This is a genomic window from Cellulomonas sp. EB106-03-03-XG116 (assembly GCF_058792015.1).
The window spans coordinates 52,998-78,395 of sequence record NZ_JBYTEP010000005.1 but is presented as its reverse complement, the minus strand read 5'-3'; the positions used below and the strand labels follow the sequence as shown (position 1 = coordinate 78,395).

22 protein-coding genes are annotated in these 25,398 nt (G+C 75.9%); 10 read left to right on the top strand and 12 right to left on the bottom strand.

The annotated features are described in order from the left end of the window. The first annotated feature begins 88 nt into the window (after window positions 1-88). Complete coding sequence (locus tag AC3WUG_RS03805) at window positions 89-1,624, top strand: MFS transporter (RefSeq protein ID WP_492326432.1); 1,536 nt, start codon at window positions 89-91, stop codon at window positions 1,622-1,624. Window positions 1,625-1,816: 192 nt separating this feature from the next. On the opposite strand, the gene AC3WUG_RS03800 is transcribed toward AC3WUG_RS03805, so the two are convergent. Genes AC3WUG_RS03800 through AC3WUG_RS03785 form a run of 4 tightly spaced genes read right to left on the bottom strand, consistent with a single transcriptional unit; the run spans window position 1,817 to window position 4,013 of the window. Then, window positions 1,817-2,233: a HepT-like ribonuclease domain-containing protein gene (locus tag AC3WUG_RS03800; protein WP_492326431.1), complete on the bottom strand. Its 417-nt coding sequence runs from the start codon at window positions 2,231-2,233 to the stop codon at window positions 1,817-1,819. Continuing rightward, on the bottom strand, window positions 2,230-2,541 hold the full coding sequence (locus AC3WUG_RS03795; RefSeq protein ID WP_492326430.1) for a nucleotidyltransferase family protein: 312 nt from the start codon (window positions 2,539-2,541) through the stop codon (window positions 2,230-2,232). Before AC3WUG_RS03795 ends, AC3WUG_RS03800 begins: the two co-directional genes overlap by 4 nt. A gap of 41 nt (window positions 2,542-2,582) precedes the next feature. Continuing rightward, complete coding sequence (locus AC3WUG_RS03790) at window positions 2,583-2,912, bottom strand: MGMT family protein (protein WP_217616558.1); 330 nt, start codon at window positions 2,910-2,912, stop codon at window positions 2,583-2,585. A gap of 3 nt (window positions 2,913-2,915) precedes the next feature. After that, window positions 2,916-4,013: a PP2C family protein-serine/threonine phosphatase gene (locus AC3WUG_RS03785; RefSeq protein ID WP_492326429.1), complete on the bottom strand. Its 1,098-nt coding sequence runs from the start codon at window positions 4,011-4,013 to the stop codon at window positions 2,916-2,918. Window positions 4,014-4,121: 108 nt separating this feature from the next. Between AC3WUG_RS03785 and AC3WUG_RS03780 the strand changes: the two genes are divergently transcribed. After that, window positions 4,122-5,399: a GNAT family N-acetyltransferase gene (locus AC3WUG_RS03780; protein WP_492326428.1), complete on the top strand. Its 1,278-nt coding sequence runs from the start codon at window positions 4,122-4,124 to the stop codon at window positions 5,397-5,399. A 110-nt stretch (window positions 5,400-5,509) separates the two neighbouring features. Here AC3WUG_RS03780 and AC3WUG_RS03775 read toward each other — a convergent pair whose 3' ends face one another. Continuing rightward, complete coding sequence (locus tag AC3WUG_RS03775; RefSeq protein ID WP_166940651.1) at window positions 5,510-5,962, bottom strand: ribose-5-phosphate isomerase; 453 nt, start codon at window positions 5,960-5,962, stop codon at window positions 5,510-5,512. 141 nt (window positions 5,963-6,103) lie between these two features. On the opposite strand from AC3WUG_RS03775, the gene AC3WUG_RS03770 reads away from it, so the two are divergent. Beyond that, complete coding sequence (locus tag AC3WUG_RS03770) at window positions 6,104-8,080, top strand: M13 family metallopeptidase (protein ID WP_492326427.1); 1,977 nt, start codon at window positions 6,104-6,106, stop codon at window positions 8,078-8,080. A gap of 66 nt (window positions 8,081-8,146) precedes the next feature. On the opposite strand, the gene AC3WUG_RS03765 is transcribed toward AC3WUG_RS03770, so the two are convergent. Then, on the bottom strand, window positions 8,147-8,704 hold the full coding sequence (locus AC3WUG_RS03765; RefSeq protein WP_492326426.1) for a hypothetical protein: 558 nt from the start codon (window positions 8,702-8,704) through the stop codon (window positions 8,147-8,149). Window positions 8,705-8,767: 63 nt separating this feature from the next. Beyond that, window positions 8,768-9,391: a mycothiol-dependent nitroreductase Rv2466c family protein gene (locus AC3WUG_RS03760; RefSeq protein ID WP_492326425.1), complete on the bottom strand. Its 624-nt coding sequence runs from the start codon at window positions 9,389-9,391 to the stop codon at window positions 8,768-8,770. Window positions 9,392-9,639: 248 nt separating this feature from the next. Between AC3WUG_RS03760 and pepN the strand changes: the two genes are divergently transcribed. Further along, window positions 9,640-12,279, top strand: a complete 2,640-nt coding sequence (gene pepN, locus AC3WUG_RS03755; protein WP_492326424.1) for an aminopeptidase N — start codon at window positions 9,640-9,642, stop codon at window positions 12,277-12,279. A 163-nt stretch (window positions 12,280-12,442) separates the two neighbouring features. Here pepN and AC3WUG_RS03750 read toward each other — a convergent pair whose 3' ends face one another. Both AC3WUG_RS03750 and malQ read right to left on the bottom strand, forming a co-directional pair. Continuing rightward, a complete protein-coding gene (locus AC3WUG_RS03750) occupies window positions 12,443-13,015 on the bottom strand; it encodes a P-loop NTPase family protein (protein WP_492326423.1) in 573 nt (190 codons plus the stop codon). A gap of 40 nt (window positions 13,016-13,055) precedes the next feature. Further along, complete coding sequence (gene malQ / locus AC3WUG_RS03745; RefSeq protein WP_492326422.1) at window positions 13,056-15,209, bottom strand: 4-alpha-glucanotransferase; 2,154 nt, start codon at window positions 15,207-15,209, stop codon at window positions 13,056-13,058. Window positions 15,210-15,339: 130 nt separating this feature from the next. Between malQ and AC3WUG_RS03740 the strand changes: the two genes are divergently transcribed. After that, entirely contained in the window at window positions 15,340-17,565 is a 2,226-nt protein-coding gene (locus AC3WUG_RS03740) for a prolyl oligopeptidase family serine peptidase (RefSeq protein WP_492326421.1), read from the top strand. A 117-nt stretch (window positions 17,566-17,682) separates the two neighbouring features. Continuing rightward, window positions 17,683-18,690: a mechanosensitive ion channel family protein gene (locus tag AC3WUG_RS03735; RefSeq protein WP_492326420.1), complete on the top strand. Its 1,008-nt coding sequence runs from the start codon at window positions 17,683-17,685 to the stop codon at window positions 18,688-18,690. Window positions 18,691-18,922: 232 nt separating this feature from the next. Here AC3WUG_RS03735 and AC3WUG_RS03730 read toward each other — a convergent pair whose 3' ends face one another. Then, window positions 18,923-19,300: a PTS sugar transporter subunit IIB gene (locus AC3WUG_RS03730; RefSeq protein WP_492326419.1), complete on the bottom strand. Its 378-nt coding sequence runs from the start codon at window positions 19,298-19,300 to the stop codon at window positions 18,923-18,925. Between AC3WUG_RS03730 and AC3WUG_RS03725 the strand changes: the two genes are divergently transcribed. From AC3WUG_RS03725 to AC3WUG_RS03715, 3 genes are all read left to right on the top strand, one after another. After that, window positions 19,299-19,799: a globin gene (locus AC3WUG_RS03725; protein ID WP_492326418.1), complete on the top strand. Its 501-nt coding sequence runs from the start codon at window positions 19,299-19,301 to the stop codon at window positions 19,797-19,799. The two genes, AC3WUG_RS03730 and AC3WUG_RS03725, sit on opposite strands and share 2 nt — an antisense overlap. Window positions 19,800-19,874: 75 nt before the next feature. Then, on the top strand, window positions 19,875-20,768 hold the full coding sequence (locus AC3WUG_RS03720; RefSeq protein ID WP_492326417.1) for an acyl-CoA thioesterase: 894 nt from the start codon (window positions 19,875-19,877) through the stop codon (window positions 20,766-20,768). 87 nt (window positions 20,769-20,855) lie between these two features. Continuing rightward, on the top strand, window positions 20,856-21,851 hold the full coding sequence (locus tag AC3WUG_RS03715; protein WP_492326416.1) for a DNA topoisomerase IB: 996 nt from the start codon (window positions 20,856-20,858) through the stop codon (window positions 21,849-21,851). Window positions 21,852-21,882: 31 nt separating this feature from the next. Here AC3WUG_RS03715 and AC3WUG_RS03710 read toward each other — a convergent pair whose 3' ends face one another. Next, on the bottom strand, window positions 21,883-22,566 hold the full coding sequence (locus tag AC3WUG_RS03710) for an O-methyltransferase (protein WP_492326415.1): 684 nt from the start codon (window positions 22,564-22,566) through the stop codon (window positions 21,883-21,885). 132 nt (window positions 22,567-22,698) lie between these two features. Between AC3WUG_RS03710 and AC3WUG_RS03705 the strand changes: the two genes are divergently transcribed. Continuing rightward, a complete protein-coding gene (locus AC3WUG_RS03705; protein ID WP_492326414.1) occupies window positions 22,699-24,399 on the top strand; it encodes an SDR family oxidoreductase in 1,701 nt (566 codons plus the stop codon). Window positions 24,400-24,604: 205 nt separating this feature from the next. Here AC3WUG_RS03705 and AC3WUG_RS03700 read toward each other — a convergent pair whose 3' ends face one another. Continuing rightward, window positions 24,605-25,141, bottom strand: coding sequence for an acyl-CoA thioesterase (locus AC3WUG_RS03700; protein ID WP_492326413.1), 537 nt, complete (start codon window positions 25,139-25,141; stop codon window positions 24,605-24,607). Between the last annotated feature and the right edge of the window lie 257 nt (window positions 25,142-25,398).

Below are 25,398 nucleotides of genomic sequence, written 5' to 3'. Positions count from 1 at the left end.
AATCGAGACTCGGGGGTTTCGAAACTGACCGGTCCTGGTTTACGGTCGTGCCATCCCCCCACACCGTCGTCCCGACCGGAGCACCCGCATGTCCTCATCCGCCGCACCCACCACCCCGGCCGCGGCCGCCGCCGGCCCGGCCGGCGTCCCGCACCGGCGCCGCTGGTTCGTCCTCGCCACCGTCGCGCTGGCGCAGCTGATGGTCGTCCTCGACGCCACCATCGTGAACATCGCCATGCCCTCCGCCCAGGCGGAGCTCGGCTTCAGCGACAACGACCGGCAGTGGATCGTCACCGCCTACGCCCTCGCCTTCGGCAGCCTGCTGCTGCTCGGCGGCCGGCTGTCCGACATGTTCGGGCGCCGCCGCATGTTCCTCATCGGCCTGGTCGGCTTCGCCGTCGCGTCGGCACTCGGCGGCGCGGCCAGCACGTTCGAGCTGCTGGTCGCCGCCCGCGCGCTGCAGGGCGTGTTCGGCGCCGTGCTCGCCCCCGCCGCGCTGTCCGTGCTGACCACCACGTTCACCGTGCCGAAGGAGCGCGCCCGCGCGTTCGGCATCTTCGGCGCGATCGCCGGCATGGGCGGCGCCATCGGCCTGCTGCTCGGCGGCTACCTCACGGAGAACTTCGACTGGCGCTGGAACCTGTACGTCAACGTCGTGATCGCCGCGATCGCCCTCGTCGCGGGCAGCGTGCTGCTCTCGCGGGCCGGCGGCGCCGCGGGGCACCGGCTGGACGTCCCCGGCGTCGTGCTCGGCTCGGCCGGGCTGTTCGCCCTGGTCTTCGGCTTCTCGCAGGCCGAGCCGCAGGGCTGGGACTCGCCGCTGACCTGGGGCTCGCTCGCCGCGAGCGCCGTGCTGCTCGTCGCGTTCGTCGTCCGGCAGCGCACGGCCCCGAACGCGGTGCTGCCGCTCGACGTCGTGCTCGACCGCGACCGCGGCGCCTCGTTCCTCGGCATCCTCGTCGCCGGGTCGGGCATGTTCGGCGTGTTCCTGTTCCTCACCTACTACCTGCAGACGACCCTCGGCTACACCCCGATGCGCACCGGCGTCGCGTTCCTGCCGATGGTGCTGTCGATCATCGTCACCGCGCAGATCCAGTCGAACCTGCTCATCCCGAGGTTCGGGCCCAAGGTGCTGGTGCCGATCGGCATGCTGCTGGCGGCCGTCGCGATGCTCACGTTCACCCGGCTCGAGCTGGACAGCACCTACGCCGCGCACGTGCTCCCGGGCCTGATCCTCATGGGCATCGGCATGGCCTCGATCATGCCCGCGTCGTTCCAGCTCGCGACCCTCGGCGTCGAGTCCCGGCTCGCGGGCGCCGCGTCGGCCCTGGTGTCCACGAGCCAGCAGGTCGGCGGCGCCATCGGCACCGCGCTGCTGAACACGCTGGCCGCGACCGCCGCGTCGGCCTACCTCGCGGACCACGCCCCGGTCACGCCCGAGGTCGCGGCCGAGGCCGCGCTGCACAGCTTCGACACCGCGTACGCGTGGTCGGCGGTGATCTTCGCGGGCGGCGCCGTCATGGCGGCCCTGCTGTTCCGCACCCGCGCCGACCGCCAGGCCCGCGCGGCGCTGGCCCCGGCCCCGGCGGCCGCCGTGGCGGAGGCGCCGGTCGCGGCGCACTGACGACCGCCCCCCGAGTCGGCGGAGGACCTCGGCGCGAGGGAGGACCGAACACGGCTGTCTCTTCTCCACATCTCCGCGCCCACGAGACATGGCGCCTGATCTGGGGGGGCGCGAGGGAGGACCGAACACGGTGCTCCCTCGCGCCGGGATCCGCTCCCGGCCTCCGGGCGCCCGGGCGGGACGCCGACCGGGTCAGGACGGGTCGAGCGGGCGCAGGTGGCCGGCGCGCCAGGCCTCGGCATCACCGGCCGTGCGGCGCGCGTCGCCGACGACCGCCCGCGCCGCCCGGAGGTCGTCCTCCATGCGAGCGCGCGCGACCGGGACGTCGTCGACGAGGGACCGCCAGAGCACCGCCTCGTCGATCCCGAGGTAGTGGTGGGCGAGCCGGTTGCGCATGCCGCGCAGCTGACGCAGGCCCTCGGCGGTGAGGTAGCGCTCGGCCTGGTCCCGGTCCAGGGCCTCCGCGGCCTGGTGAATCCGCTCGACCACCCGTTCCGCGGCCAGCCGCAACCACGGCGGGCGGTGCCCCTCCGGCTCCGACGCGAGCGCCGCGGCGGTGTCGAGCTCCTCCGCCAACGCGACGACGCGCTCCGCCTCCTCGGGAGTCACAGCGGGACGGTCTCGGCGAGGATCCGGCCGCCGATCCCGGTCCGGCTCGCGCGGTCGAGCACCTGCTCGTCGTCCACCACGTCGACGCGGACCCCGGTCAGCGACTCGAGCGCGGCGGTCAGCGCCACCAGGTCGCGCCTCGCGCCGGCCCCGAAGTGCACGATCAGGTCGAGGTCCGAGTCGGCTCCGTCCTCGCCCCTCGCCACAGAGCCGAACACCCCGGCCGCCACCACCCCGTGGTCGGTCAGCACGCGCAGCACCGCGTCGTGGTGACGCGCGAGCGCGTCCCGCGGCAGGTCTCGCTGCACGACTCCTCCTCCGGCTCCGAGCCACCAGGCTAGCGACCGCATCAGTCGTCCGGGAACCAGATCGCCCGGCGCAGCGCCACCCGCGTGCCGTCCGCCGACAGCGGCGTCCCCTCCGCGCGCAGGTGCTCCAGCGCCGCCCGCGCGTGGTGCGCCGGCGGGGACCCGGCGGCGTTCACCACCCGCCACCACGGCACCCCGGACCCGCCGCGGGACATGATCTGGCCGACCTGCCGGGGCCCGCCCCGTGCGGGCAGCCCCTCGGCGACGAACCGGTCCGCGACCACCTCGGCGATCGTCCCGTAGGTCATCGCGCGGCCGGACGGGATCGCGTCGACCAGGTCGAGCACCGCCTCCAGGTACGCCTCGTCCACGCCTCAGCCCCGCCGCACCAGCACGAGCGCCCGGTCGTCGCCCTCGCCGGCACCGACCCGCGCGATCACGTCGTCGGCGTCGCCGCGCCCCGTCGACAGCACGCTCTCGACGGCCCCGCAGAGCCGGTCGATCCCGAGGTCCAGGTCGCCGCCCGGCGTCTCCACGAGGCCGTCCGTGTACAGCAGCAGGACGTCGCCCGGGTCGACCCGGCCCCGCACCGACGGGAAGACCGCCCCCTCGAGGACGCCGAGCGCGGGCCCGCCGCGGGCGGGGACCAGGCCCACCGCCCCGGAGCCGGCGTCCAGGTGCACCGGCGGCAGGTGGCCCGCGGAGTACACGGTGTACTCCCCCGTCGCGAGGACCAGGCTCACGTGCACCGCGGTCGCGAAGCCCTCGTCCCAGTCCTGCGCCAGCAGGTAGGCGTTCGCCGCGGGCAGGAAGTCCGGCGGGGGCAGCTGCCCGATGAGCCCGGCGAGCGCGCCGGAGAGCTGGAGCGAGCGCACCCCCGCGTCCTGCCCCTTGCCCGAGACGTCGACCAGCGCGATCTCCAGCACGGCGCCCTGCAGCCGCGGCGCCGCGACCACGAAATCCCCGGAGAACGCCTCGCGGTGCGCGGACCGCAGCGCCGTCTGCACCGTCCAGCCGTCGGGCAGCGCCGGCACGGCGCCGTGCGCGGCGAGCCGGTCCCGCAGGTCGACGAGCATCAGCTCGCCGGGCGCGCCCTGCAGGCCGAGCCGCTCGCGGTGCGCGGCGAACGCCAGCAGCGCGCCGATCGCGATGCCCTGCAGCACGAACGTGCCCGGCGTGAAGTCCCCGAGCCCGGCGAGCGGGATCGCGACGAACTGCACGACGATCGCCCCGCACAGCACGACCATCCCCCGCATCCGCAGCAGGAACGCGCCCAGCAGCTCGATGAGGATGAACGTCGACGGCGGCACCCACGGCCGCGCCCAGACGATGCCCGCGGACGCCAGCAGCGTCAGGCCGACCAGCATCGTGGTCAGCGCGGGCTGGGAGCCGACGCCGTACCGCCGCAGGCAGGACCGGACCCGGTCGAGCACGCTCGCGGCCCGGCGGCGGCGCGGGGCGGGCGGGGTCACGCCGCGAGGGTACCCAGCACCCTGAGGGCGCGGCCAGGTGCCGCCACGGCAGGGTCGGCGGGCGAAATCGCGTGACCCGCCGCGACGCCGGCCAGCAGGATGGCGGCCATGAGCACCGCGACGACCACCGGGTACCGCCAGTTCGAGATCACCGCCGACCGCGTCGAGGAGTACCGCGCCCTCGACGCCATGGCCTTCGCCGAGCCGGCCCACGACCCGGCGCTGGACGCCGAGGTGCCGTTCGCGGTGCCGCTGGACCGCGCGGTCGCCGTCGAGACCGACGCGGGCGAGGTCGTCGCCGTGCACGGCTCGTACGCGTTCACGCTCCCCACCCCCGGCGGCGAGGTGCCGTGCGCCGGGCTGACCTGGGTCGGCGTCCGGCCGGACCACCGGCGCCGCGGCCTGCTGTCGACGATGATCCGGGCGCACCTCGACCGGTCGCTCGGCCGGGGCGAGCCGGTGTCGGCGCTGTTCGCGGCCGAGCCGGGCATCTACGGCCGCTACGGCTACGGCTCGGCCTCGGACCACCTGCGCCTGACGCTGCCCCGCGGCGCCGCGCTGCGGGACGTGCCCGGGTCGGCCGACCTGACCGTGCGGTTCGCGACGCTCGACCCGGCGGCGCACGAGGGCCTGGTCGAGGACGTGTACGCCGCGGCGGGTGCGGGCCGGCCGGGCTGGATCCGGCGCGGGTCGGACGCCCTGCGGCGCATCGCGGTCGCGGACCCGGCGGCCTGGCGGAGCGGCGGGGAGCCGGCGCGGCTGGTCACGGTGCACGCCGCCGACGGCGCGGCGCGGGCCTTCGCGATCCTGCGGCGCAAGCAGACCTGGGGCGACGGCGGACCCGAGTACCCGGTGCAGGTGCGGCTCGCCGCCTCCGTCGACGCCGCGGCCGCGCACCGGCTGTGGTCGATGCTGCTCGACCTCGACCTGACGACGACGGTGGCGACCCCCATGCTGCCCGTCGACGACCCGCTGCTCGCGCTGCTGGTCGACACCCGGCGGCCCGTGCCGAAGGTCAGCGACAACCTGTGGGTCCGGCTGCTCGACGTGCCCGCCGCGCTCACCGGCCGCCGGTACGCGGCGCCGGTCGACGTGGTGCTCGGGGTGCGCGACGCGCTGCTGCCCGGCAACGACGGCGCGTGGCGGGTCGTCACCGGCGAGCCCGGGGCCGACGGCACCTACGCGGCCCGGGTCGAGCGCGCCGGCACGGCCGCGCCGGACCTCGAGCTGGACGTCCGCGAGCTCGGCGCCGCCTACCTGGGCGGCCGCAGCCTGACGGCGCTGGCCGCGGCCGGCCAGGTCACCGCCGCCCGCCCCGACGCGCTGCACCGCGCGGCGACGGCGTTCGGCTGGCCCGTCGCCCCGGTGTGCCCCTGGGTGTTCTGAGCGACCCCCGTTCGCCGAGATGGCAGCTCTCGGCTGTCCGCGGCGCCCGCGAGACAGCCGAGAGCTGTCGCTTCGGCGGCGCAGCGCGCGCGAGGCGGCGGTGCGGCGCGTCAGGCGCGCGCGGCCTCGTACGCCGCGAGCTGGTCGATCCGGCGCTGGTGCCGCGGGTCCTGGGAGAACGGCTCGTCCACGAACACGTCGACCAGCTCCAGAGCCTCGTCGACCGAGTGCTGCCGGGCGCCGATCGCGACGACGTTCGCGTCGTTGTGCTGCCGCCCGAGCCGCGCGGTGTCGGTGTTCCAGGCGAGCGCGGCGCGCACGCCGGTGACCTTGTTCGCGGCGATCTGCTCGCCGTTGCCGGACCCGCCGATGACGACGCCCAGGCTGCCCGGGTCGGCCACCACGGCCTCCCCCGCGGCGAAGCAGACGGCCGGGTAGTCGTCCTGCGGGTCGTACTCGGCGGCCCCGTGGTCGACGACGTCGTGCCCCGCGGCGCGCAGGTGCTCGACCAGCGCGACCTTGAGCTCGAACCCGGCGTGGTCAGCGGCGACATGGATACGCATGGGGCCATCCTGCCGCACGCCCGGCCGCGGCGTCGCGGGCATCCGCGTCCGGCGGGGCAGCGCGCCGTCGGCCCCGCGACCTAGGCTGGCTCCCGGTGCGCGCTCGCGCGCCTGCCCGACCGGAAGGGACCCTCCTCGACCATGACCCGCAGCGGCATCGACACCTCGGCCCTCGACCCGGCCGTCCGCCCCCAGGACGACCTGTACGCGCACGTCAACGGCCGCTGGGTCGCCGAGCACGTGATCCCCGCCGACCGGGCGATGGACGGCTCGTTCCGCGCGCTGCACGACCAGGCCGAGGAGCAGGTCCGGGACATCATCGTCGAGGCCGGGGAGGCCGCCGACGCCACCGGCGTGCAGGCGCAGATCGGCGCGCTGTACGCGTCGTTCATGGACGTCGACGCCGTCGAGGCCGCCGGCACCGACCCGCTGCGCCCCGACCTGTCGGCCGTCGCCGCCGCGAGCAGCCGCCAGGACCTCACCGACGTGCTCGGCACCCTGCAGCGCACGGGCGCCGCGGCCGGCACCGGGTTCTGGGTCGACAACGACGCCAAGGACCCGGAGCGGTACGTCGTCTACCTGTACCAGTCCGGGCTGGGCCTGCCCGACGAGTCGTACTACCGCGACGAGCAGTACGCGTCCGTGCTGGCCGCCTACCGCCCGCACGTCGCGCGGATGCTGCGGCTCGGCGGCTGGTCCGCGGACGAGGCGGCGGCCGACGAGGCCGCGGGCCGGGTCGTCGCGCTGGAGGCGAAGATCGCCGCGGGCCACTGGGACGTCGTGAAGGACCGCGACGCCGACCTCACGTACAACCCGACCACGCTCGCCGCGCTGGCGACCACCGCCCCCGGCTTCGACTGGGAGGCGTGGTCCCGCGCGCTCGGCGCCCCGCGGGGCTCGCTCGACGAGCTCGTGGTGCGCGAGCCGTCGTTCGCCACCGCGTTCGCCGGCCTGTGGGCGTCCGAGCCCCTCGAGGACTGGCAGGCCTGGCTGGCGTACCACGCGATCACCGCGCGGGCCCCGTACCTGTCGTCCGAGCTGGTCGAGGCGAACTTCGACTTCCACGGCCGCACGCTGACCGGCGCCCAGGAGCTCCGCGACCGCTGGAAGCGCGGCGTCTCGCTCGTGCAGGGCGTGCTGGGCGAGGCCGTCGGCGAGGTGTACGTCGCCCGGCACTTCCCGCCGGCGCACAAGGAGCGGATGGAGGTGCTCGTCGGCCACCTCGTCGAGGCGTACCGCGAGTCGATCACCGCGCTCGACTGGATGGGCGAGGACACGAAGGCCAAGGCGCTCGCCAAGCTCGACGCGTTCACCCCGAAGATCGGCTACCCGGTGAAGTGGCGCGACTACTCGGGCCTGGAGGTCCGCGCCGACGACCTGGTGGGCAACGTCCGGCGCGCGTCCGCGTTCGAGCAGGACTTCGAGCTGAACAAGATCGGCAAGCCGATCGACCGCGACGAGTGGTTCATGACCCCGCAGACGGTCAACGCCTACTACAACCCGGGCATGAACGAGATCGTGTTCCCCGCCGCGATCCTGCAGCCGCCGTTCTTCGACGCCGACGCGGACGACGCCGTGAACTACGGCGGCATCGGGGCGGTCATCGGCCACGAGATCGGCCACGGCTTCGACGACCAGGGCTCCAAGTACGACGGCCAGGGCCGGCTCGAGGACTGGTGGACCGAGCAGGACCGCGCGGAGTTCGAGAAGCGCACCTCGGCGCTCATCGAGCAGTACAACGCGTTCTCCCCCGCGCAGCTGAACGGCTCGCACCACGTCAACGGCGCGCTCACCATCGGCGAGAACATCGGCGACCTGGGCGGCCTGTCGATCGCGCTCAAGGCCTACCGCATCGCGCTCGGCCGCTCGCTGGACGAGGCGCCCGAGGTCGACGGCCTCACCGGCGTGCAGCGGGTGCTGCTCGGCTGGGCGCAGGTGTGGCGGGCCAAGGGCCGGGACGAGGAGATCATCCGCCGGCTCGCGGTCGACCCGCACTCCCCGGACGAGGTCCGCTGCAACGCGGTCGTGCGGAACGTGGACGAGTTCTACACGGCGTTCGACGTGCAGGCCGGCGACGGGCTGTACCTCGCGCCCGAGGAGCGCGTGCGCATCTGGTGACGCACGACCGCGGCGCCCGTCCCCGGCCGGGGGCGGGCGCCGCGGCGCGTCGCGGGGGGTCCGCCGTCAGGGCAGCGTCGTCAGCGCCGCCGTCGCGACCCGGAACCCGGTCCCGGTCTCGTCGACCACGCAGGACATGCCGTTCGAACCGCTCGTGCAGGTGTACGGCCCGACGGTCTGCGTCTGCCCGTACTCGAGCACGGGCGTGTCCGCCGAGGCCGGTGCCGGCGCCGGACCCTCGACGCACGGCGTGCTGACGCCGTCGGCCTCGTTCAGCACCACGGTGTGCCCGGTGGTGCCGGTGCACCCCTCGGACGCCGGGACCTCGTACTGGATGTTCGCGATCGTGCAGGTCACGCCGTCGGGCGACATGGTGCACGCGATGTTCCCCGTCGGGGACGCGAACGACGTCGCGACGTCGCTGGTCGCGCCCGTCGTGGCGCCGTCCGTCGCGGCGCCGGACGCGGCCTGCGAGGCGGGGGCCGACGGGCTCGCGGTCGCGCCGCCGCCGTCGGAGCCGCCGCCGAGCACGACGATCGCCGCGACGACCAGGCCGAGGACCAGCACGACGTCGACGGCCAGGAAGATCTTGACGCCGCGGCTCAGGTTCGCGAGGGCTGCCATCTGCTACCTCCGGGGGTGGGGCGGGTGCGGCGCGCTCCCGGGGGCGGGTGCGCGCGCCGGCGCTCAGTCGAAGACGGGGCCCTTGGTGCGGGTGCGCTTGAGCTCGTAGAAGCCGGGGACGCCGGTGATCAGCACGAAGCCGTCCCAGAGCCGCCCCGCCTCCTCGCCCTTCGGGGCCGGCGTCATCACCGGGCCGAAGAAGGCGGTGCCGTTGACCGCCACGACCGGGGTGCCGACCTCGTCGCCGACCAGCGCGATCGCCTCGGCGTGCGAGGCCCGCAGCTGCTCGTCGAACTCGTCGGTGTCGCCGTAGGCCACGAGCGACTGCGGCAGGCCGACCTCGTCGAGCGACTCGCGGATGATCGCCCAGGTGTCCTTGCGGCCGCCCGGGTGCCGACGGGTGCCGAGCGCGTCGTACAGCGGCTTGAGGTGCTCGGCGCCGTACAGCTCCTTGGCGGCAGTGAGCACGCGCACGGCGGCCCAGGAGTCGTCCATCAGCTCGCGGTACTCGTCGGGGAGGTCCCGGCCCTCGTTGAGCACGGACAGGCTCATCACGTGCCAGCGCACGTCGACGTCGCGGACCTGCTGCACCTCGGTCATCCAGCGCGACGTCATCCACGCCCAGGGGCACGCGGGGTCGAACCAGAAGTCGGCGGTGTCGCGGTCGGGCGCGGTCGTCTCGGTCACTGGGAGGGCTCCTCGGGCTGTCGACGTCGGGGTGCGTGCGCGCGGACACGGGCGCCGTCCGGTCGACCGCGCCGTCCGCCATCATGCCTCGTGACCCCGGGGCCGTGTCACGCGGGGGGTCGGGCCGCGGGACGTGCGGCCGGGGCACCGGCGGACGCACGCACCCGCCGGTTGGTGGAATGATGCGGCGACGGTCAGGCAGCCTGACCACCGCACACCTGCGACCCCGCACCACGAGGAGACCCCGCGTGCCCGCAGAGAACCTGACCCGCGACGAGGCCCGCACCCGGGCCGGGCTGGTCGACGTCCAGTCGTACGACGTGGCGCTCGACCTGACGACGGGGCCGGTGACGTTCACCTCGACGACGACCGTCCGGTTCACCGCCCGGGAGGCCGGAGCCGGCACGTTCCTCGACCTCATCGCCCCGGCCGTGCACCGCGTCGTGCTGAACGGGACCGAGCTGGACCCCGCCGACGTCGTCGCCGACTCGCGCATCCGCCTGGACGGTCTGGCCGAGCAGAACGAGGTCGTCGTCGTCGCCGACGCCGCCTACATGAACACCGGCGAGGGCCTGCACCGGTTCGTCGACCCGGTCGACGACGAGGTCTACCTCTACTCGCAGTTCGAGGTCGCCGACTCCCGGCGCGTGTTCGCCGTGTTCGAGCAGCCCGACCTCAAGGCCACCTTCGCGTTCACGGTGACCGCGCCGGCGCACTGGGTGGTCGTGTCGAACTCCCCCGCCGTCGGCCAGCCCGTCCCCGTCGAGGGCGGCACCAACCGCAACGGCGGCCGCGACGAGGGCACCGCCACCTGGACCTTCGAGCCGACGCCGCGCATCGCGTCCTACATCACGGCGGTGGTGGCCGGCCCGTACCACCACGAGCACGGCGAGCTCACGTCGCGCGACGGCCGCACCATCCCGCTCGGCGTCTACTGCCGCGGCTCGCTCGCGCAGCACCTCGACACCGACAACATCCTCGACATCACGCGGGCCGGCTTCGCGTTCTACGAGGAGCAGTTCGACTTCCCGTACCCGTTCGCCAAGTACGACCAGCTGTTCGTGCCGGAGTTCAACGCGGGCGCGATGGAGAACGCCGGCGCGGTGACGTTCCTCGAGTCCTACGTGTTCCGGTCCAAGGTCCCGGAGGCCACGGTCGAGCGCCGTGCGGTGACGATCCTGCACGAGCTCGCGCACATGTGGTTCGGCGACCTGGTGACCATGCGCTGGTGGGACGACCTGTGGCTGAACGAGTCGTTCGCCGAGTACGCCTCCACCCTGGCGACCGCCGAGGCCACCCGCTGGACGACCGCCTGGACCACCTTCTCCTCGCTGGAGAAGGGCTGGGCCTACCGCCAGGACCAGCTGCCGTCCACGCACCCCATCGCGGCGGACATCCGCGACCTCGAGGACGTCGAGGTCAACTTCGACGGCATCACGTACGCCAAGGGCGCGAGCGTGCTCAAGCAGCTCGTCGCCTGGGTGGGCCAGGAGCAGTTCTTCGCGGGCGTCCGGCAGTACTTCGCCAAGCACGCGTGGGGCAACACCGAGCTGCGCGACCTGCTGACCGAGCTCGAGGCCACCTCCGGCCGCGACCTGTCCGCGTGGTCGGCGCTCTGGCTGCAGCAGTCCGGCGTCACGCTGCTGCGCCCGGAGGTCGCGTCCGAGGTCGGCGAGGACGGCGTCGAGCGGATCACCGCGCTCGCCGTGCGCCAGGAGGTCCCCGCGACGCACCCCGTGCAGCGCCCGCACCGCCTGGTGGTCGGCGGCTACGACGTCGTCGCGGACGCCGCCGGCGAGACCCGCCTGGAGCGCGTCGTGCGCGTCGAGCTCGACGTGGACGGTGAGCGCACCGAGGTGCCCGAGCTCGTCGGCACGAAGCGGCCCGACCTGCTGCTGCTCAACGACGAGGACCTCGCCTACGCCAAGGTCCGGCTCGACGAGCGCTCGCTCGCCACCGCGATCGCGCACCTCGGCCACTTCACCGAGTCGCTCCCCCGCACCCTCGTCTGGGCGGCGGTCTGGGACGCGACCCGCGACGGCGAGACCCCGGCGCGCGACTACGTCGACCTGCTGCTCGGCAACATCGCGCACGAGACGGACTCCTCGGTCGTGCTCGTGCTGCTCCGCCAGCTGCACACCGCGCTCGACCTCTACGTGGCCGCCGAGCACCGGCCGGCCACCGAGGTCGCAGCCGCGGACGCGCTGTGGACGCTCGCGACCGACGCCGAGGGCGGCAGCGACACCCAGCTGCAGCTCGTCAAGGCGTTCGCCGCCCGCGCGTCGACCACCGAGCAGCTCGACGCCGTCGCGGCGCTGCTGGACGGCGGCACCCGCCTGGAGGGCCTGTCGATCGACACCGACCTGCGCTGGGAGCTGCTGACCTCGCTGGTCGCCGGCGACCGCGCGGGCGAGGCCGAGATCGACGCGCAGCTCGCGGCGGACCCGACCGCGACCGGCCAGCGCGCCGCCGCGGCCGCCCGCGCCGCGCTCCCGACGGCCGACGCCAAGGCCGCCGCCTGGGCCGCCGTCGTCGAGTCCGACGCGCTGCCGAACGCCCTGCAGGCCGCCACCATCGGCGGGTTCGGTCGCGTGCACGACCGCGCGCTGCTCCGCCCCTTCGTGGCGCCGTACTTCGACGGGCTCGAGCGCGTGTGGTCCGAGAAGACCAACGAGATGGCGCAGAACATCGTGACCGGCCTCTACCCGACCGAGCTGGCGGACGACGCCGGCGACGGCGCGGTCGACGTGGCCGGGGCGACCGACGCGTGGCTGGCCGCGCACCCGGACGCAGCCCCGGCGCTGCGCCGGCTGGTGGTCGAGGCCCGCGACGGCGTGCGCCGGCTGCTGGCGGCCCAGGCGGCCGACCGGCACTACCACGAGGTCTGACCCGCACCCCGGCCCGGCCTGACGCGCCCGGCGCCCGACCTCGCACGCGGGGACGGGCGCCGGGCGCGTCGTCGTCCCGGGCGGCGACCCAGGGGTCGATCGTCGAGATAGGACCCACGCGCCGAGATAGGACCGCCCACGGCCCTATCTCGGCGCAGCGGTCCTATCTCGGCGAGCGGTCGGCGGGCGGCGCCTGCGGGAGGGCCGCCAGCCAGCGGCGCGCCGCGCGCGGGGTGCGCAGGCGCACCACCGGGACCGTCCCCGTCGCCGCGAGCCGCCGGTACCGCTCCCGGTAGGCCGCGTGCTCGGTCCACGACCACAGCACGATGTTCTCCTCCGGGTCGGTGCGCAGCAGCGACGCGAGCGACTCGGTGTTGCCGTGGTAGATCGGCCGGCGCAGCACCGCCCGCGCCAGCGTCCGACGCACGACCCGCGCCATGACGAGCGGGCGCGGGTAGTCGAGCCACACGACGGCGTCCACGTCGTCGGCGAGCCCCTGCCGGACGTCGTTCCAGTTGCCGTCGACCACCCACCCGCGCGGTGCCCCGTCGAGGAACTCCCGCAGGATGCCCCGGGCGACCTCCGGGTCCTTCTTCACCCAGCCCGGCCCCCAGAACACCTCGTCGAGCTCGCGGTGCGGGACGCCGAGGCGCCGGGCGAGCGCGCGGGCGAACGTGGTCTTGCCGGCGCCGGAGTTGCCGACGACGCGCACGCGCCGCGGGGGCCAGGTGGTCATCGGGGCAGCCTAGCGAGGGGCCCGGCGCCGCCCGCGGGGCTCAGCCCTCGGCCAGCACCGCCGCGAGCGACCGCAGCCGCGCGTTGGTGAACAGGTCGTCCAGCAGCACCAGCCGCCCGGCGCCGTCGGCCAGCGGCACCCGCCAGTTCGGGTACTCCTGGTCGGTCCCGGGCTGGTTCTGCGCGCGCCGCTCCCCCACCGCGTCCGCCAGCGACACCCCGACGAGCACGCTCGGCGTCCGGAGCACGTACCGGTGCAGCGCCTCGACGACCTCGCGCTCGCTCGGGTCGTCGCCCAGCAGCCCGCGGTCGCGCAGCACCGCCAGCATCGCCTCGCGCTCGGCCCGCGCCGCGCGCCGTACCTGCTCGACCGGCTCCGTGAGCAGGCCCAGCCGCTCGCGGAGCGCGACGTGCTCCTCGGCGAGGTAGCCCGCCGTGGGCGGCAGGTCGTGCGTGGTCACCGAGGACAGCGCGAGCCGCCGGTAGCCCTCGGGCGGCAGCGGCCGGCCCTCGGCGTCCTTCTCGAACCACAGGATCGAGGTGCCGAGCACGCCGCGGTCCAGCAGGTAGTCGCGGACCCAGGGCTCGACGTTGCCGAGGTCCTCGCCGATGACGGCCGCGCCCGCGCGGTGCGCCTCCAGGGCGAGGATGCCGATCATCGCGTCGTGGTCGTACCGGACGTAGGTCGCCTCGGCGGGGCTGTTGCCCTGCGGGATCCACCAGAGCCGGAACAGCCCGATGATGTGGTCGATCCGGACGGCGCCCGCGTGCCGGAGGACGGTGCGCAGCATGTCCCGGTACGGCCGGTAGGCGACGCGCTCCAGCTCGGCGGGGTGCCACGGCGGCTGCGACCAGTCCTGGCCCTGCTGGTTGTACATGTCCGGCGGGGCGCCGACCGACGCGCCGCGGGCGAGCACCGAGCCGAGCGCCCACGCGTCCGAGCCGTCCGGGTGCACCCCCACCGCGAGGTCGTGCATGACGCCGATCGACATGCCCGCCTCGTGGGCGGTGCGCTGCGCGGTGCCGAGCTGCTCGTCGCACAGCCACTGCAGCCAGCAGTAGAACCGCACGCGGTCGGCGAGCTCGGTCCGGGCGCGCAGAGCGCCGGGGGCGGCGGGGTCGCGGAGATCGGCGGGCCAGGGCGGGGCGCCGTGCTGCTCGGCCAGCGCGCACCACAGCGCGAAGTCCTCGAGCCCGCGGCCCTCGCGCCGCCGGAAGTCGTCGAACGCCGACTGCCGGGCGGCCGACCGGGGCGCGGCGAACACGACCTCCAGCGCGGCCTTCTTGGCGGCCCACACGACGTCGCGGTCGATCGGCCCGTCGTCGGTGTCGAGCGCGAGCGCCTGCTCGGCGGACCACGCGACCAGCGCGCGGTCGGCCGACGACAGGTACGCCGTCTCCGGCACGTCCTCGACGCGCAGGTACAGCGGGTTCACGAACCGGCGCGTGGTCGGCAGGTACGGCGACGGCGTGAGCGGCGGGACCGGCTCGGCGGCGTGCAGCGGGTTGATGAGCAGGAACTGCGCGCCCGCCTCGTGGCCCGACAGCCACGCGAGGTCGGCCAGGTCGCGCAGGTCGCCCGCGCCCCAGGACGCCCGCGAGCGCACCGAGTACAGCTGCACCATGAGGCCCCACGCGCGCTTCTCGTCCAGCGCCGCGGGCAGCTCCAGGCGGTCGGGCGTCACGGCCAGCGGGCTCGCCGCCTCGCCCGACGGGCCGGACGTGCGCAGCAGGTGCCAGCCGAGCGGCAGCCCCGCGGGCACCACGAACGTCGCGCGCCCGACCTCGCGGCCGTCGACCGTCCGCGGCTCCACGACGACGTCGGCCTGCTCCAGCTCGACCCGCTCGGTCACCGCCCCCGCAGCGCGGCGGCCGCGGCCCTCGGCGCCGTCGATCTCGACCCAGGCGCGGACGGGGTCGCCGTGCGTGACGTGCACCGGGACCCGGACGTCGTCCGACTGCCGGACGACGACCACGGGCGGCAGCACCCGGCGCCAGGGGACGTCCTCGGCGTGCCGCAGCGCGACCTCGACCCGCTCGGGCGTCGAGGCGTCGACGCCCAGCGCGCCCAGCACGGCGACCAGGGTGGCGGGCGCGACGTCGCGCATCCCGCCGTTGAACTCCTGGAACTCCGTGGCGACGCCGTGCGCCCGTGCCAGGTCCAGCAGGGACTCGGGGGCGGTGTGCTCGGCCACACGCCGATCCTGCCAGAGGGGGACCACTCACGCCGGGCAGCCGCGCTGGTGGCTGCGGGTGCGGGCCGGTCCCGGCACCCGCCCGGAGCCCGCGGCGGCCCCCGTCGCGCCGGGCCGTAGGGTGGCGCGCATGACCGCCGAGCACGCCGCCGCCGCGGCCGCCGCCGCCACGCCCACCACCGGCTACCCCGCCGCCCGCCGCCTCGACCTGGTCGAGGACCTGCACGGCCGCGCGGTCGCCGACCCGTACCGCTGGCTGGAGGACGCCGACGACGCCGAGACCGAGGCCTGGTCGACCGCCCAGGACGACCTGTACGCCGCGTACCGCGCGCGGGTCACGTCCGGCTCCCTCGCCGAGGGCCCGCTCGCGACCGGCCCGCTGACCGGCCGGCTGCGCGCGCTGCTCGGCGCCGGCTTCGTGGGCGCCCCGGCCTGGCGCGGCGACCGCCGGTTCTTCTCCCGCCGCACGGGCGACCAGGAGCACGGCGTCGTCGTCGTGGCCGAGCCGGACCCGGACGCCCCCGGCCGCGAGCGCGAGCGGGTCCTGGTCGACCCGGTCGCGCTCGACCCGGCCGGCACGACCACGCTCGACGCGTGGCAGCCCAGCAAGGAGGGCGACCTGCTCGCCTACCAGGTGTCGCACGGCGGCACCGAGGAGAGCGTGCTGCACGTGCTCGATGTGGCGACGGGCGAGCTCGTGGACGGACCGGTCGACCGCGCGCGGTACTCCCCCGTCGCGTGGGAGCCGGGCGGCGGCTCGTTCTTCTACGTGCGCCGCCTGGCGCCCGAGCTGCTGCCCGAGGGCGAGAAGCAGTACCACCGCCGGGTGTGGCGCCACGTGGTCGGCACCGACGCGGCGCAGGACGTCGAGGTGTTCGGCGCCGGCCTCGACCTGACCAACTACTACGGCGTCTCCGTGTCCCGCGACGGCCGGTGGCTCATCGTCTCCGCGTCGGCCGGCACCGCGCCGCGCACCGACGTGTGGATCGCCGACCTGCACGCGACCGAGCCGGGCGCGGTGCCCGCGTTCCGCGAGGTCGCCGTCGGCCACGACGCCGAGATCGCCGCCTGGGTCGGCCGGGACGGGCGGCTCTACGTGCACACCACGCTCGACGCCGACCGCGGCCGGCTGGCCGTCGGCGACCCCGAGGACCCGGGCGTCCCGCACTGGACGACCCTGCTCGCCGAGGACCCCGAGGCCGTCCTGGAGGACGTCGCGTTCACCGACGGCGGCGGCGACGACACGACCCCGCGGCGGCTGGTCGCGGCCTGGCGCCGGCACGCGGTCAGCGAGATCACGGTGCACGACCCGGCGACCGGCGAGCGGCTCCCGGACGCCGCGGGCACGGTGCCGCTGCCCGGGCTGGGCTCGACGGGCGGGCTCGTGACCCGGCCCGACGGCGGCGCCGACGTGTGGTTCACCTACACCGACCACACGACGGTCACCGAGGTGCACCGGTACGACGCGGAGTCCGGCACGACGACGCTCTGGGCCGCCCCGCCCGGCGCCGTGGCCGACCTGCCCGACGTCCGGGTGCAGCGCGTGGTCGCGACCAGCGCCGACGGCACGGAGGTGCGCGCGTTCGTCGTGGCGCGCGCCGACGCGCTGGACTCCGACGGCCGCCCGCTGGCCCCGGCGCCGACGATCCTCTACGGCTACGGCGGCTTCCAGATCTCGCTCGACCCCGCCTACTCCGCGACCACGCTCGCGTGGGTCGAGGCCGGCGGCGTGTACGTCGTCGCCAACCTGCGTGGCGGCGGCGAGGAGGGCGAGGAGTGGCACCGCGCCGGGCGCCGCGGGCACAAGCAGCACGTGTTCGACGACTTCCACGCCGTCGCCCGGCTGCTCGTCGACGAGGGCTGGACCACCACCGACCGGCTGGCGTGCTGGGGCGGGTCGAACGGCGGCCTGCTGGTCGGCGCCGCGCTCACCCAGCACCCGGAGACGTTCGCGGCGGTCGTCTGCTCGGCCCCGCTGCTCGACATGGTCCGGTACCAGCGGTTCGGGCTCGGCACGACGTGGAGCGACGAGTACGGCGACGCGGACACCCCGCGCGAGCTGGACTGGCTGCTGTCGTACTCGCCGTACCACCGGGTCGTCGAGGGCACCGCGTACCCGGCGACGCTGTTCACGATCTTCGACGGCGACACCCGCGTCGACCCGCTGCACGCCCGCAAGCTCGGGGCCGCGCTGCAGGCCGCCACGTCCGCCCCGGTCGAGGACGCGCCGGTCCTGGTGCGCCGCGAGAAGGGGGTCGGCCACGGCGGGCGGGCGCTGTCCCGCACGATCGCCCTGACGGTCGAGCAGCTGCAGTTCGTCGCGGACCGCACGGGCCTGGCGGCCGCCGGGCGCTGACCCCGCCCCGCCCCCGCGCGGGACCCGTGTGAGGGTCCCGTGCGGGCCGCGTGCGGGGGCGGCGGGCGCCCTGCGCCGGGGCGGCGGGCGGCCGCGCGCTCCCGCTAGCGTGGTCCGGTGATCTTCTCGTCCCTCCCCTCCGCGTTCGCCGCCGCGGGCGACGACCCGGGCGCCGAGCTCGCCGACAACGCGAACGCGCTCGTCGACTGGCTGCTCGGCCCGGGCCTGCGCATCGCGATCATCGTCGTGATCGGCGTGGTCGCGCTGCTGGTGGTCCGCCGGCTCATCAAGGCCGTCACCGAGCACATCGCCGACGGCACGTCCCTGCTCCAGCGCGGGATCGCCAAGCCGCTCGGCGGCGGCGAGGTGGCCGCCGCGCTGCGCAAGGTCAACCCGATCGCGAACGCCCGGCGCACCCAGCGGGCGCGCACCATCGGCTCGGTGCTGCGGTCCACGGCGGGCATCGTCATCGGCACGATCGTCGTGCTCTCGGTGCTCGACCAGGTCGGCGTGAACATCGCACCGTTCATCGCGTCGGCCGGCATCGTCGGCGTGGCGCTCGGCTTCGGCGCCCAGAGCCTGGTGAAGGACTTCCTGTCGGGCATGTTCATGCTGCTGGAGGACCAGTACGGCGTGGGCGACGTGGTCGACGTCGGCCCCGCGCAGGGCACGGTGGAGTCGGTCGGCCTGCGGGTGACCAAGATCCGCGACGCGGACGGCACCCTCTGGTACGTCCCGAACGGCTCCATGCTCCGGGTCGGCAACAAGACCCAGGGCTGGGCGAACGCCGTCGTCGAGGTGAAGGTCGACTACTTCGCCGACCTCGACCGCGTGGGCGACGTGCTGGTCGGCGCGGCCGCGCGGCTCGCCGAGGACCCGGCGCTCGGCCCGTCGATGGAGGGCTCGGCCACCGTCACCACCGCCGAGGACCTGTCGTTCGACGCGGTGACCGTGAAGCTCGTGCAGCGCACCGCCCCGGCGCGGCAGTGGGCGGTCGCCCGCGCGCTGCGCACCGCGGTCCGCGAGGCGCTGGAGGCGGCGGACATCCCGCTCGCCGGGCAGCGCGAGGCGCTGGAGGCGCACCGCGAGCGCGTCTCGGCGACGGACGACCCGACGACGGACTGACCCGGCGCGCCCGGTCCGCCGCCCGCACCGCTGCCGCGGCAGCCCCGCGGCCCGGACCAACCTCCGTGAGGCCGTCACAAGACCGTGAGGTCGTCACTCGTTCCTGCCGACCTCGCGAGCTCGTGCCGACCTCACCGCCAGAGCCCGCCGGACGCGCGACGGCCCCGGCCGCACCGGACCCGCTCGGGGTCGGGTGCTGCCGGGGCCGTCGTCGTCCGCGGGGCGGCCTGCCTCAGCGCAGGCCGTCGAGCTCCGCGGCCAGGTTGTCGGCCTCGGGGCCGACGATGACCTGCACGATGCGCCCGGAGCGCACGACGCCGAACGCGCCGGTCGCCTTGAGGGCGTCCTCGTCGACGCGCTGCGGGTCGGTGACCTCGACCCGCAGGCGCGTGATGCACGGCTCCAGGTCGACGACGTTGCCGCCGCCGCCCAGCGCCACCAGGATCTGCTCTGCCTTGCTCAATGGAACCCCCGTCGTGCTGTTCGTGCCGGACTGCCCCCGCGGCCACCCGCGCGGGCGGTCGCCTGCCGTCCAGCCTAGTCCGCGCGGCGGCCCGCGACCCGGTGCGACGCCCGGACCCCGCCGCGCGCGGTGCGAGACTGGGGCCATGTCCGAGCAGCCGCCGCTCCCCGCGCCCCGCCCGGCCGGCCCCACCCTCCCGCTGACCGCCGCCGCGCCCGCCCCGTCCCCCGTCGCCCCGGCGCCCGAGGGCAGCTCCGAGGCCCGGCGCCGGGAGTCGTTCTACGAGGCCGTCGGCGGCCACGTGACGTTCACCCGGCTGGTCGACGCGTTCTACGAGGGCGTCGCGACGGACCCGGTCCTGAAGCCGATGTACCCCGAGGAGGACCTCGGCCCGGCGAAGCGCCGGCTCACGATGTTCCTCGAGCAGTACTGGGGCGGGCCGACCGCGTACTCCGAGGAGCGCGGGCACCCGCGGCTGCGGATGCGGCACATGCCGTTCGCCGTCGACCCCGACGCGCGCGACCGGTGGCTGCGGCACATGCGCGCGGCGGTCGACACCCTCGGGCTGGCGCCGCTGTACGAGGCGACGCTGTGGGACTACCTGGAGCGGGCCGCGCACTCGCTGGTGAACACCGCGGGACGCTGAGCCGGGCGGGCGCGGGCACGCAGCCGACGCCGACGGGCACCGTCCGGGGCCCGGGGGCGTGAGACGCTGGCCCGCGTGACCGACGCCGCGCCCTCGACCGCTCCCGCCACCGCCCCCGACCCGATCACCGCGCTGCTGGCCGTCCTCGACGTCGCCCCCGGCGCCGGCCCGGACGCCTTCACCGCCGCGAGCCTGCCGAAGCCCGGCGGCCGGGTGTTCGGCGGCCAGGTCGTCGCGCAGGCGCTGGTCGCCGCCGGCCGCACCGTGCCCGCGGGCCGGCTGCCGCACTCCCTGCACGGCTACTTCCTGCGCGCGGGCGAGGTCGGCACGCCGATCGAGCTCGGCGTCGAGCGGCTGCGCGACGGCCGGTCGTTCTCGGCCCGGCGCACGCACGCCGCCCAGGACGGCGACCCGATCCTGTCGATGATCGCGTCCTTCCAGGAGGACCAGCCCGGCGTCGAGCACACCGAGCCCGCCCCGGACGTCCCGGCGCCCGAGGACGTCGAGTCGGCGATGGACCGCATGGGTCACCTCGACCACCCGGTCGCCCGGTTCTGGACGCACGAGAGCGCGTTCGACGTCCGGCACGTCGGCGGCTCGCTCTACCTCGGCCCGGCCCCGACGCCCGAGGGCCGGCAGCGGGTGTGGATGCGCGCCAAGGGCGCCCTCCCGGACGACCAGCTGCTGCACCGCGCGCTGCTCGCGTTCGCGTGCGACCAGATCATGCTCGAGCCCGTGCTCCGTCGCGCCGGGCTCTCCTGGCTGACGCCGGGCCTGTCCGTCGCGAGCCTCGACCACGCGATGTGGTGGCACCGGGACGTGCGGGTCGACGACTGGCTGCTGTTCGACCAGGACAGCCCGTCGGCGCAGGGCGGCCGCGGGCTCGGCAGCGCCCGGGTGTTCGACCGGTCGGGCGCGCTGGTGGCGACGATCGCGCAGGAGGGCATGGTCCGGGTCCCGACGGCCTGACCCGCGGCGCGGCCGTGGTCGCGCCGCCTCCCTGACGGCTCAGGCGCTCCGCTGGCGGGGCCCCGCACCCCGGTGCACAGTGTCCCGGTGGTGAGGCTGCGACGGGTCAGGATCGACTCCCCGGGGTGGACCCGGCGACGTGCAGGGAAGGGCTTCTCCTACCTCGACGTCGACCGCGTCACGCGGATCACCGACGTCGAGCACCTGGACCGGATCACCGCGCTGGCCATCCCGCCGGCCTGGCAGGACGTGTGGATCAGCCCGTGGGCGAACGGCCACATCCAGGCGGCCGGGCTCGACGACGCGCAGCGGCGGCAGTACCTCTACCACGAGCAGTGGCGCCGCCGGCGCGACCGGCTGAAGCACGACCACGTGCTCGACGTCGCCCGGCGGCTGCCGGCCGCACGCCGGTCGGTGCGCCGCGACCTCGCCCTCCCGGGGTTCCCGCGGGCGAAGGCGCTGGCCCTGGCGTTCCGGCTGCTCGACCTCGCGTACTTCCGGGCCGGCGGCGAGGGCTACGCGCAGCGCAACGGCTCGTACGGCCTGGCGACGCTGCGCCGCGAGCACGTCCAGGTGCTGGCCGACGACGACGGCGCCGAGACCGCCGTGCGGTTCCACTACCCGGCCAAGTCGGGGCAGATCCGGGACGTCGTCGTCGAGGACGCGCAGGTGGCGGAGCTCGTCGGCACCCTGCTGCGCCGGCGCGGCGGCGGACCCGAGCTGCTGGCGTGGCGCGACGACGACGGCTGGCACGACATCACCAGCGCCGAGGTCGGCGCGGACGTGAAGCACCGGCTCGGCGACGACGCCAGCCCGAAGGACTTCCGCACCTGGCACGCGACGGTGCTCGCGGCGCGCGGGCTGGCGGCGTCCGGCGCGGCGCCGAAGTCCGAGCGCGGCCGGCGGCGGGTCGTGGCGACGGTCGTCAAGGCGGTGTCCCACGAGCTCGGCAACACCCCCGCGGTGTGCCGGGCGTCCTACATCGACCCGCGCGTCGTCGACCTGTGGACCCACGGGACCACGATCCGCCCCACCCGCTCCCAGGCGGTCGCGGAGAAGGAGACCCTGGCGCTGCTCTCCTGACCTCGCCGGTGACCTCGCCGGAGGCCGGGTGTCAGTCCCGGACGCGGGCCAGGGCGAAGCCGTCCCAGCCCTTCGCGCCGACCGTCTGCAGGGCGGTCGCGTCCAGGCGGGGGTGGCTGCCGAGCGCGCGCAGCACCTCCCGGGAGCCGACCACGCGCGGGTCCCCGGACGCCGCGTCGGCCACCTCGCCCCGGCGCACCACGTTGTCGACCACGATCACCGTCCCGGGGTGCGACAGCCGCACCGCGAGGTCGAGGTAGCGCGCGTTGCTCGGCTTGTCGGCGTCGATGAACACGAGGTCGAACGGGTCCTCGCCCTGCGCGACCAGCCCCTCGACCGAGTCGCCCGCCGGCCCCTCGACCAGCCGCACCCGGTCCGCGACGCCGGCCCGCTCGAAGTTGTCCCGCGCCACCGCGGCGTGCGCCGGGTCGATCTCCAGCGTGGTCACGTGCCCGCCCGGCCCGACGGCGTCGGCGAACCACAGCGTGCTGTACCCGGCGAGCGTGCCGAACTCCAGCACCCGCCGCGCGCCCGCGATCCGGCACAGCAGCCACAGCAGCCGGCCCTCCGTCGGCGCGACCTCGATGGCCGGCAGCCCGGCCGCGCGGCCGGCGTCCCGCGCCGCGACCAGCGCGGCGCTCTCCGGCACCAGCTCCTCGACCAGGTACGCCTCGACCGCGGCCCAGCCCTGCTCCCCCGACCCCTGCTCGCCCATGGTCCGATCATGCACCCACCCGCGGCGCGGACGCTGTGGCGCGGGCACGCCGCGGGTGGGTCGGGCCGGACCGACCACGTCCCGGCAGGGCCACCGGATGCGGGCCGCCCCGGGGCGTCGGAGACTGCGGACGTGCCCCAGGACCCCGCCGTGACCACCCCGGGCGCGGACGCGCCCACCGCCGACGACCTGCTCCACGAGCCGGTCGCCCGCACCCTGACCGGGATCGTCCCCGGCGTCGGGCCCGACGGCCGCCCGCGCCCCGACGCCCCGCTCGTCGCCGTCACCGGCGTGACCGGCTACGTCGGCGGCCGCCTCGTGCCCGAGCTGCTGGCCGCCGGGTACCGGGTGCGCGCCATCGCCCGGCGCCCCGAGCGGCTGCGCGGCCGCCCCTGGTACGACGCGGTCGAGGTCGCCCAGGCCGACGCGGCCGAGCCCGAGGAGATCCGCGCCGCGCTCGAGGGCGCCGACGTCGCGTACTACCTGATCCACTCGCTCGGCTCGGGCCGCCGGTTCGAGCAGCGCGACCGGCACACGGCGCTGGTGTTCGGCGCGGCCGCGCGCGAGGCGGGCGTCGGCCGGATCGTCTACCTCGGCGGGCTGTCCCCCGACACCGAGGACCTGTCCCCGCACCTCGCGTCGCGCAAGGAGGTCGGCGAGATCCTGCTGGCTTCCGGCGTCCCGACGACGGTGCTGCGCGCGGCGATCATCCTCGGCTCGGGCTCGGCGTCGTTCGAGATGATGCGGTACCTCACCGAACGGCTGCCCGCCATGACCGTGCCCAAGTGGCTGGACAACCGGATCCAGCCGATCGCCGTCCGGGACGTGCTGCGCTACCTGGTCGGGTCGGCGTCGATGCCCCCGGAGGTCAGCCGGGAGTTCGACATCGGCGGGCCCGACGTCCTGACCTACCGCGACATGATGCAGGGGTACGCGAAGGCCGCCGGGCTGCCGCGGCGGCTGATCGTCAAGGTGCCGGTCCTCACCCCGCGCCTGTCGAGCCACTGGGTCGGACTGGTGACCCCCGTGCCGTCCGGCATCGCCCGGCCGCTCGTCGAGTCGCTGATCCACGAGGTCGTCTGCGACGAGCACGACATCGCCCAGTACGTGCCCGACCCGCCGGAGGGGCTGATCTCGTTCTCCCGCGCGCTGGAGCTCGCGCTCGCCCGGATCCGGGAGGCGGACGTGACGACGCGCTGGTCGTCGGCCGGCGTGCCCGGTGCGCCGTCCGAGCCGCTGCCGTCCGACCCCGACTGGGCCGGCGGCTCGCTCTACGAGGACGCCCGGAGCGTCGACGTCGACGCGTCGCCCGCGGCGCTGTGGCGGGTGCTGGAGTCCGTCGGCGGCGAGCGCGGCTGGTACTCGTGGTCGCTGGCCTGGCGGGTCCGCGGGCTGATGGACCGGGTCGTCGGCGGACCGGGTCTGCGGCGCGGCCGGCGGGACCCCAGGCGGCTCGTCGTCGACGACGCGGTGGACTTCTGGCGCGTCGAGGAGGTGCAGCCCGGCCGGCTGCTCCGGCTGCGCGCCGAGATGCGGCTGCCGGGGCTGGCGTGGCTGGAGCTGCGGGTCGAGCCGGAGGGCGGCGAGCCCGCGCGCCCCGCGACCGGCTCCACCGGCGCCGACGACCGCCCCGCCGACGTGTCCCCCGACCGCTGGACCACGCCGCCGACCCGGTTCGCGCAGCGCGCGGTGTTCCACCCGCACGGCCTGCTGGGGCAGCTGTACTGGTGGTCGGTGTACCCGTTCCACGGGGTGGTGTTCGGCGGGATGCAGCGCAACATCGCCCGCGCGGCGGAGACGGCGGAGCGCTCGCGCCGCGACCTCCCCCGCTGACCCGGCGCGGGCCCGCGCCGCGCCCGCCCGCGCCCGCCTGCACCCGCCCGCCCGCCTCTACGCCGAGATAGGACCGCCGCGCCGAGATAGGACCGTCTGCGGCCCTATCTCGGCGCGCGGGTCCTATCTGGGCGAACTGGAATCCCCGGCGTCGGTGGTCGGGAGCACCCGTCTCGGGTCGCGGGCAGTCGGCGCACGCGAGGAGTCAGCGGCCGCGGCGGCGGAAGGTCGGCGGAGCCTCGACGTACGGGAGCCAGGCGGCGCGCTCCGTCTCGCCGATCCGGCGGGGCGAGCCGCTCGCGGCGTCGACCAGGACCAGCGTGGTCACCGCGCGCGCGTAGGGACCCGGCGCACCGGCGCCCGCGTCGTCGGGGGACGCGTCGTGCACCTCGTAGCAGACGTCGATGCTCGCCCCGCCGAGGTGGCCGATCCACATGTCGACGACGACCGGCGTCCGGCGGTAGCCCAGCGGGCGCAGGTACTCGACCTCCTGGTGGGCGACCAGCGTCGCGGTGCGCGCGCCCGGCCCGGCGTCGAGCACGGCGGTCGGCCACGTCTCGCGGTCGGCCGGTCCCGTCGCGGGCGTGGCGCCCTCGCCCAGCGGGTCGGCGGGCGCGGGGTGCGCCCAGAACGCCTCGATGCGCGCCTCCTCGAGCAGCCGGAGCAGCTCGACGTTGTTCACGTGCCCGTACGCGTCCATGTCGGACCAGCGCAGCTGGACCGGCACCCGGAGCCTGGTCATCCGTCCCCCGTTCCTCGGTGCGGCGCCGCGGGGTGGCGCCCCCAGCATCCTGCCCCTCCCGCCGGGGCGCGCGGGTGCGGCGCGCGTGTGGCGTCGGCCGCACCCGATCCCGGCACGCCGCCGGGGCCGCCGGCAGGGCGCCGTCCGGCTCGACGGCCCCGGTCCGCCCCCGCGTCGCGCGCGGGTGCGGGCACGGCACCGGGCACCGGGCACCGGGCACCGGGCACCGGGCACCGGGCACCCGAGCGTCGACCCGC

Excerpts from the sequence above, each read along its gene's own strand:
- AC3WUG_RS03770 (WP_492326427.1), top strand. The coding sequence starts at position 6,104 with ATGACCCGCAGCGGCATCGACACCTCGGCCCTCGACCCGGCCGTCCGC.
- AC3WUG_RS03780 (WP_492326428.1), top strand. The coding sequence starts at position 4,122 with ATGAGCACCGCGACGACCACCGGGTACCGCCAGTTCGAGATCACCGCC.
- AC3WUG_RS03775 (WP_166940651.1), bottom strand. The coding sequence starts at position 5,962 with ATGCGTATCCATGTCGCCGCTGACCACGCCGGGTTCGAGCTCAAGGTC.
- AC3WUG_RS03750 (WP_492326423.1), bottom strand. The coding sequence starts at position 13,015 with ATGACCACCTGGCCCCCGCGGCGCGTGCGCGTCGTCGGCAACTCCGGC.
- AC3WUG_RS03765 (WP_492326426.1), bottom strand. The coding sequence starts at position 8,704 with ATGGCAGCCCTCGCGAACCTGAGCCGCGGCGTCAAGATCTTCCTGGCC.
- AC3WUG_RS03710 (WP_492326415.1), bottom strand. The coding sequence starts at position 22,566 with ATGGGCGAGCAGGGGTCGGGGGAGCAGGGCTGGGCCGCGGTCGAGGCG.
- AC3WUG_RS03730 (WP_492326419.1), bottom strand. The coding sequence starts at position 19,300 with ATGGCCCCAGTCTCGCACCGCGCGCGGCGGGGTCCGGGCGTCGCACCG.
- AC3WUG_RS03740 (WP_492326421.1), top strand. The coding sequence starts at position 15,340 with ATGACCGCCGAGCACGCCGCCGCCGCGGCCGCCGCCGCCACGCCCACC.
- AC3WUG_RS03805 (WP_492326432.1), top strand. The coding sequence starts at position 89 with ATGTCCTCATCCGCCGCACCCACCACCCCGGCCGCGGCCGCCGCCGGC.
- AC3WUG_RS03725 (WP_492326418.1), top strand. The coding sequence starts at position 19,299 with ATGTCCGAGCAGCCGCCGCTCCCCGCGCCCCGCCCGGCCGGCCCCACC.
- AC3WUG_RS03700 (WP_492326413.1), bottom strand. The coding sequence starts at position 25,141 with ATGACCAGGCTCCGGGTGCCGGTCCAGCTGCGCTGGTCCGACATGGAC.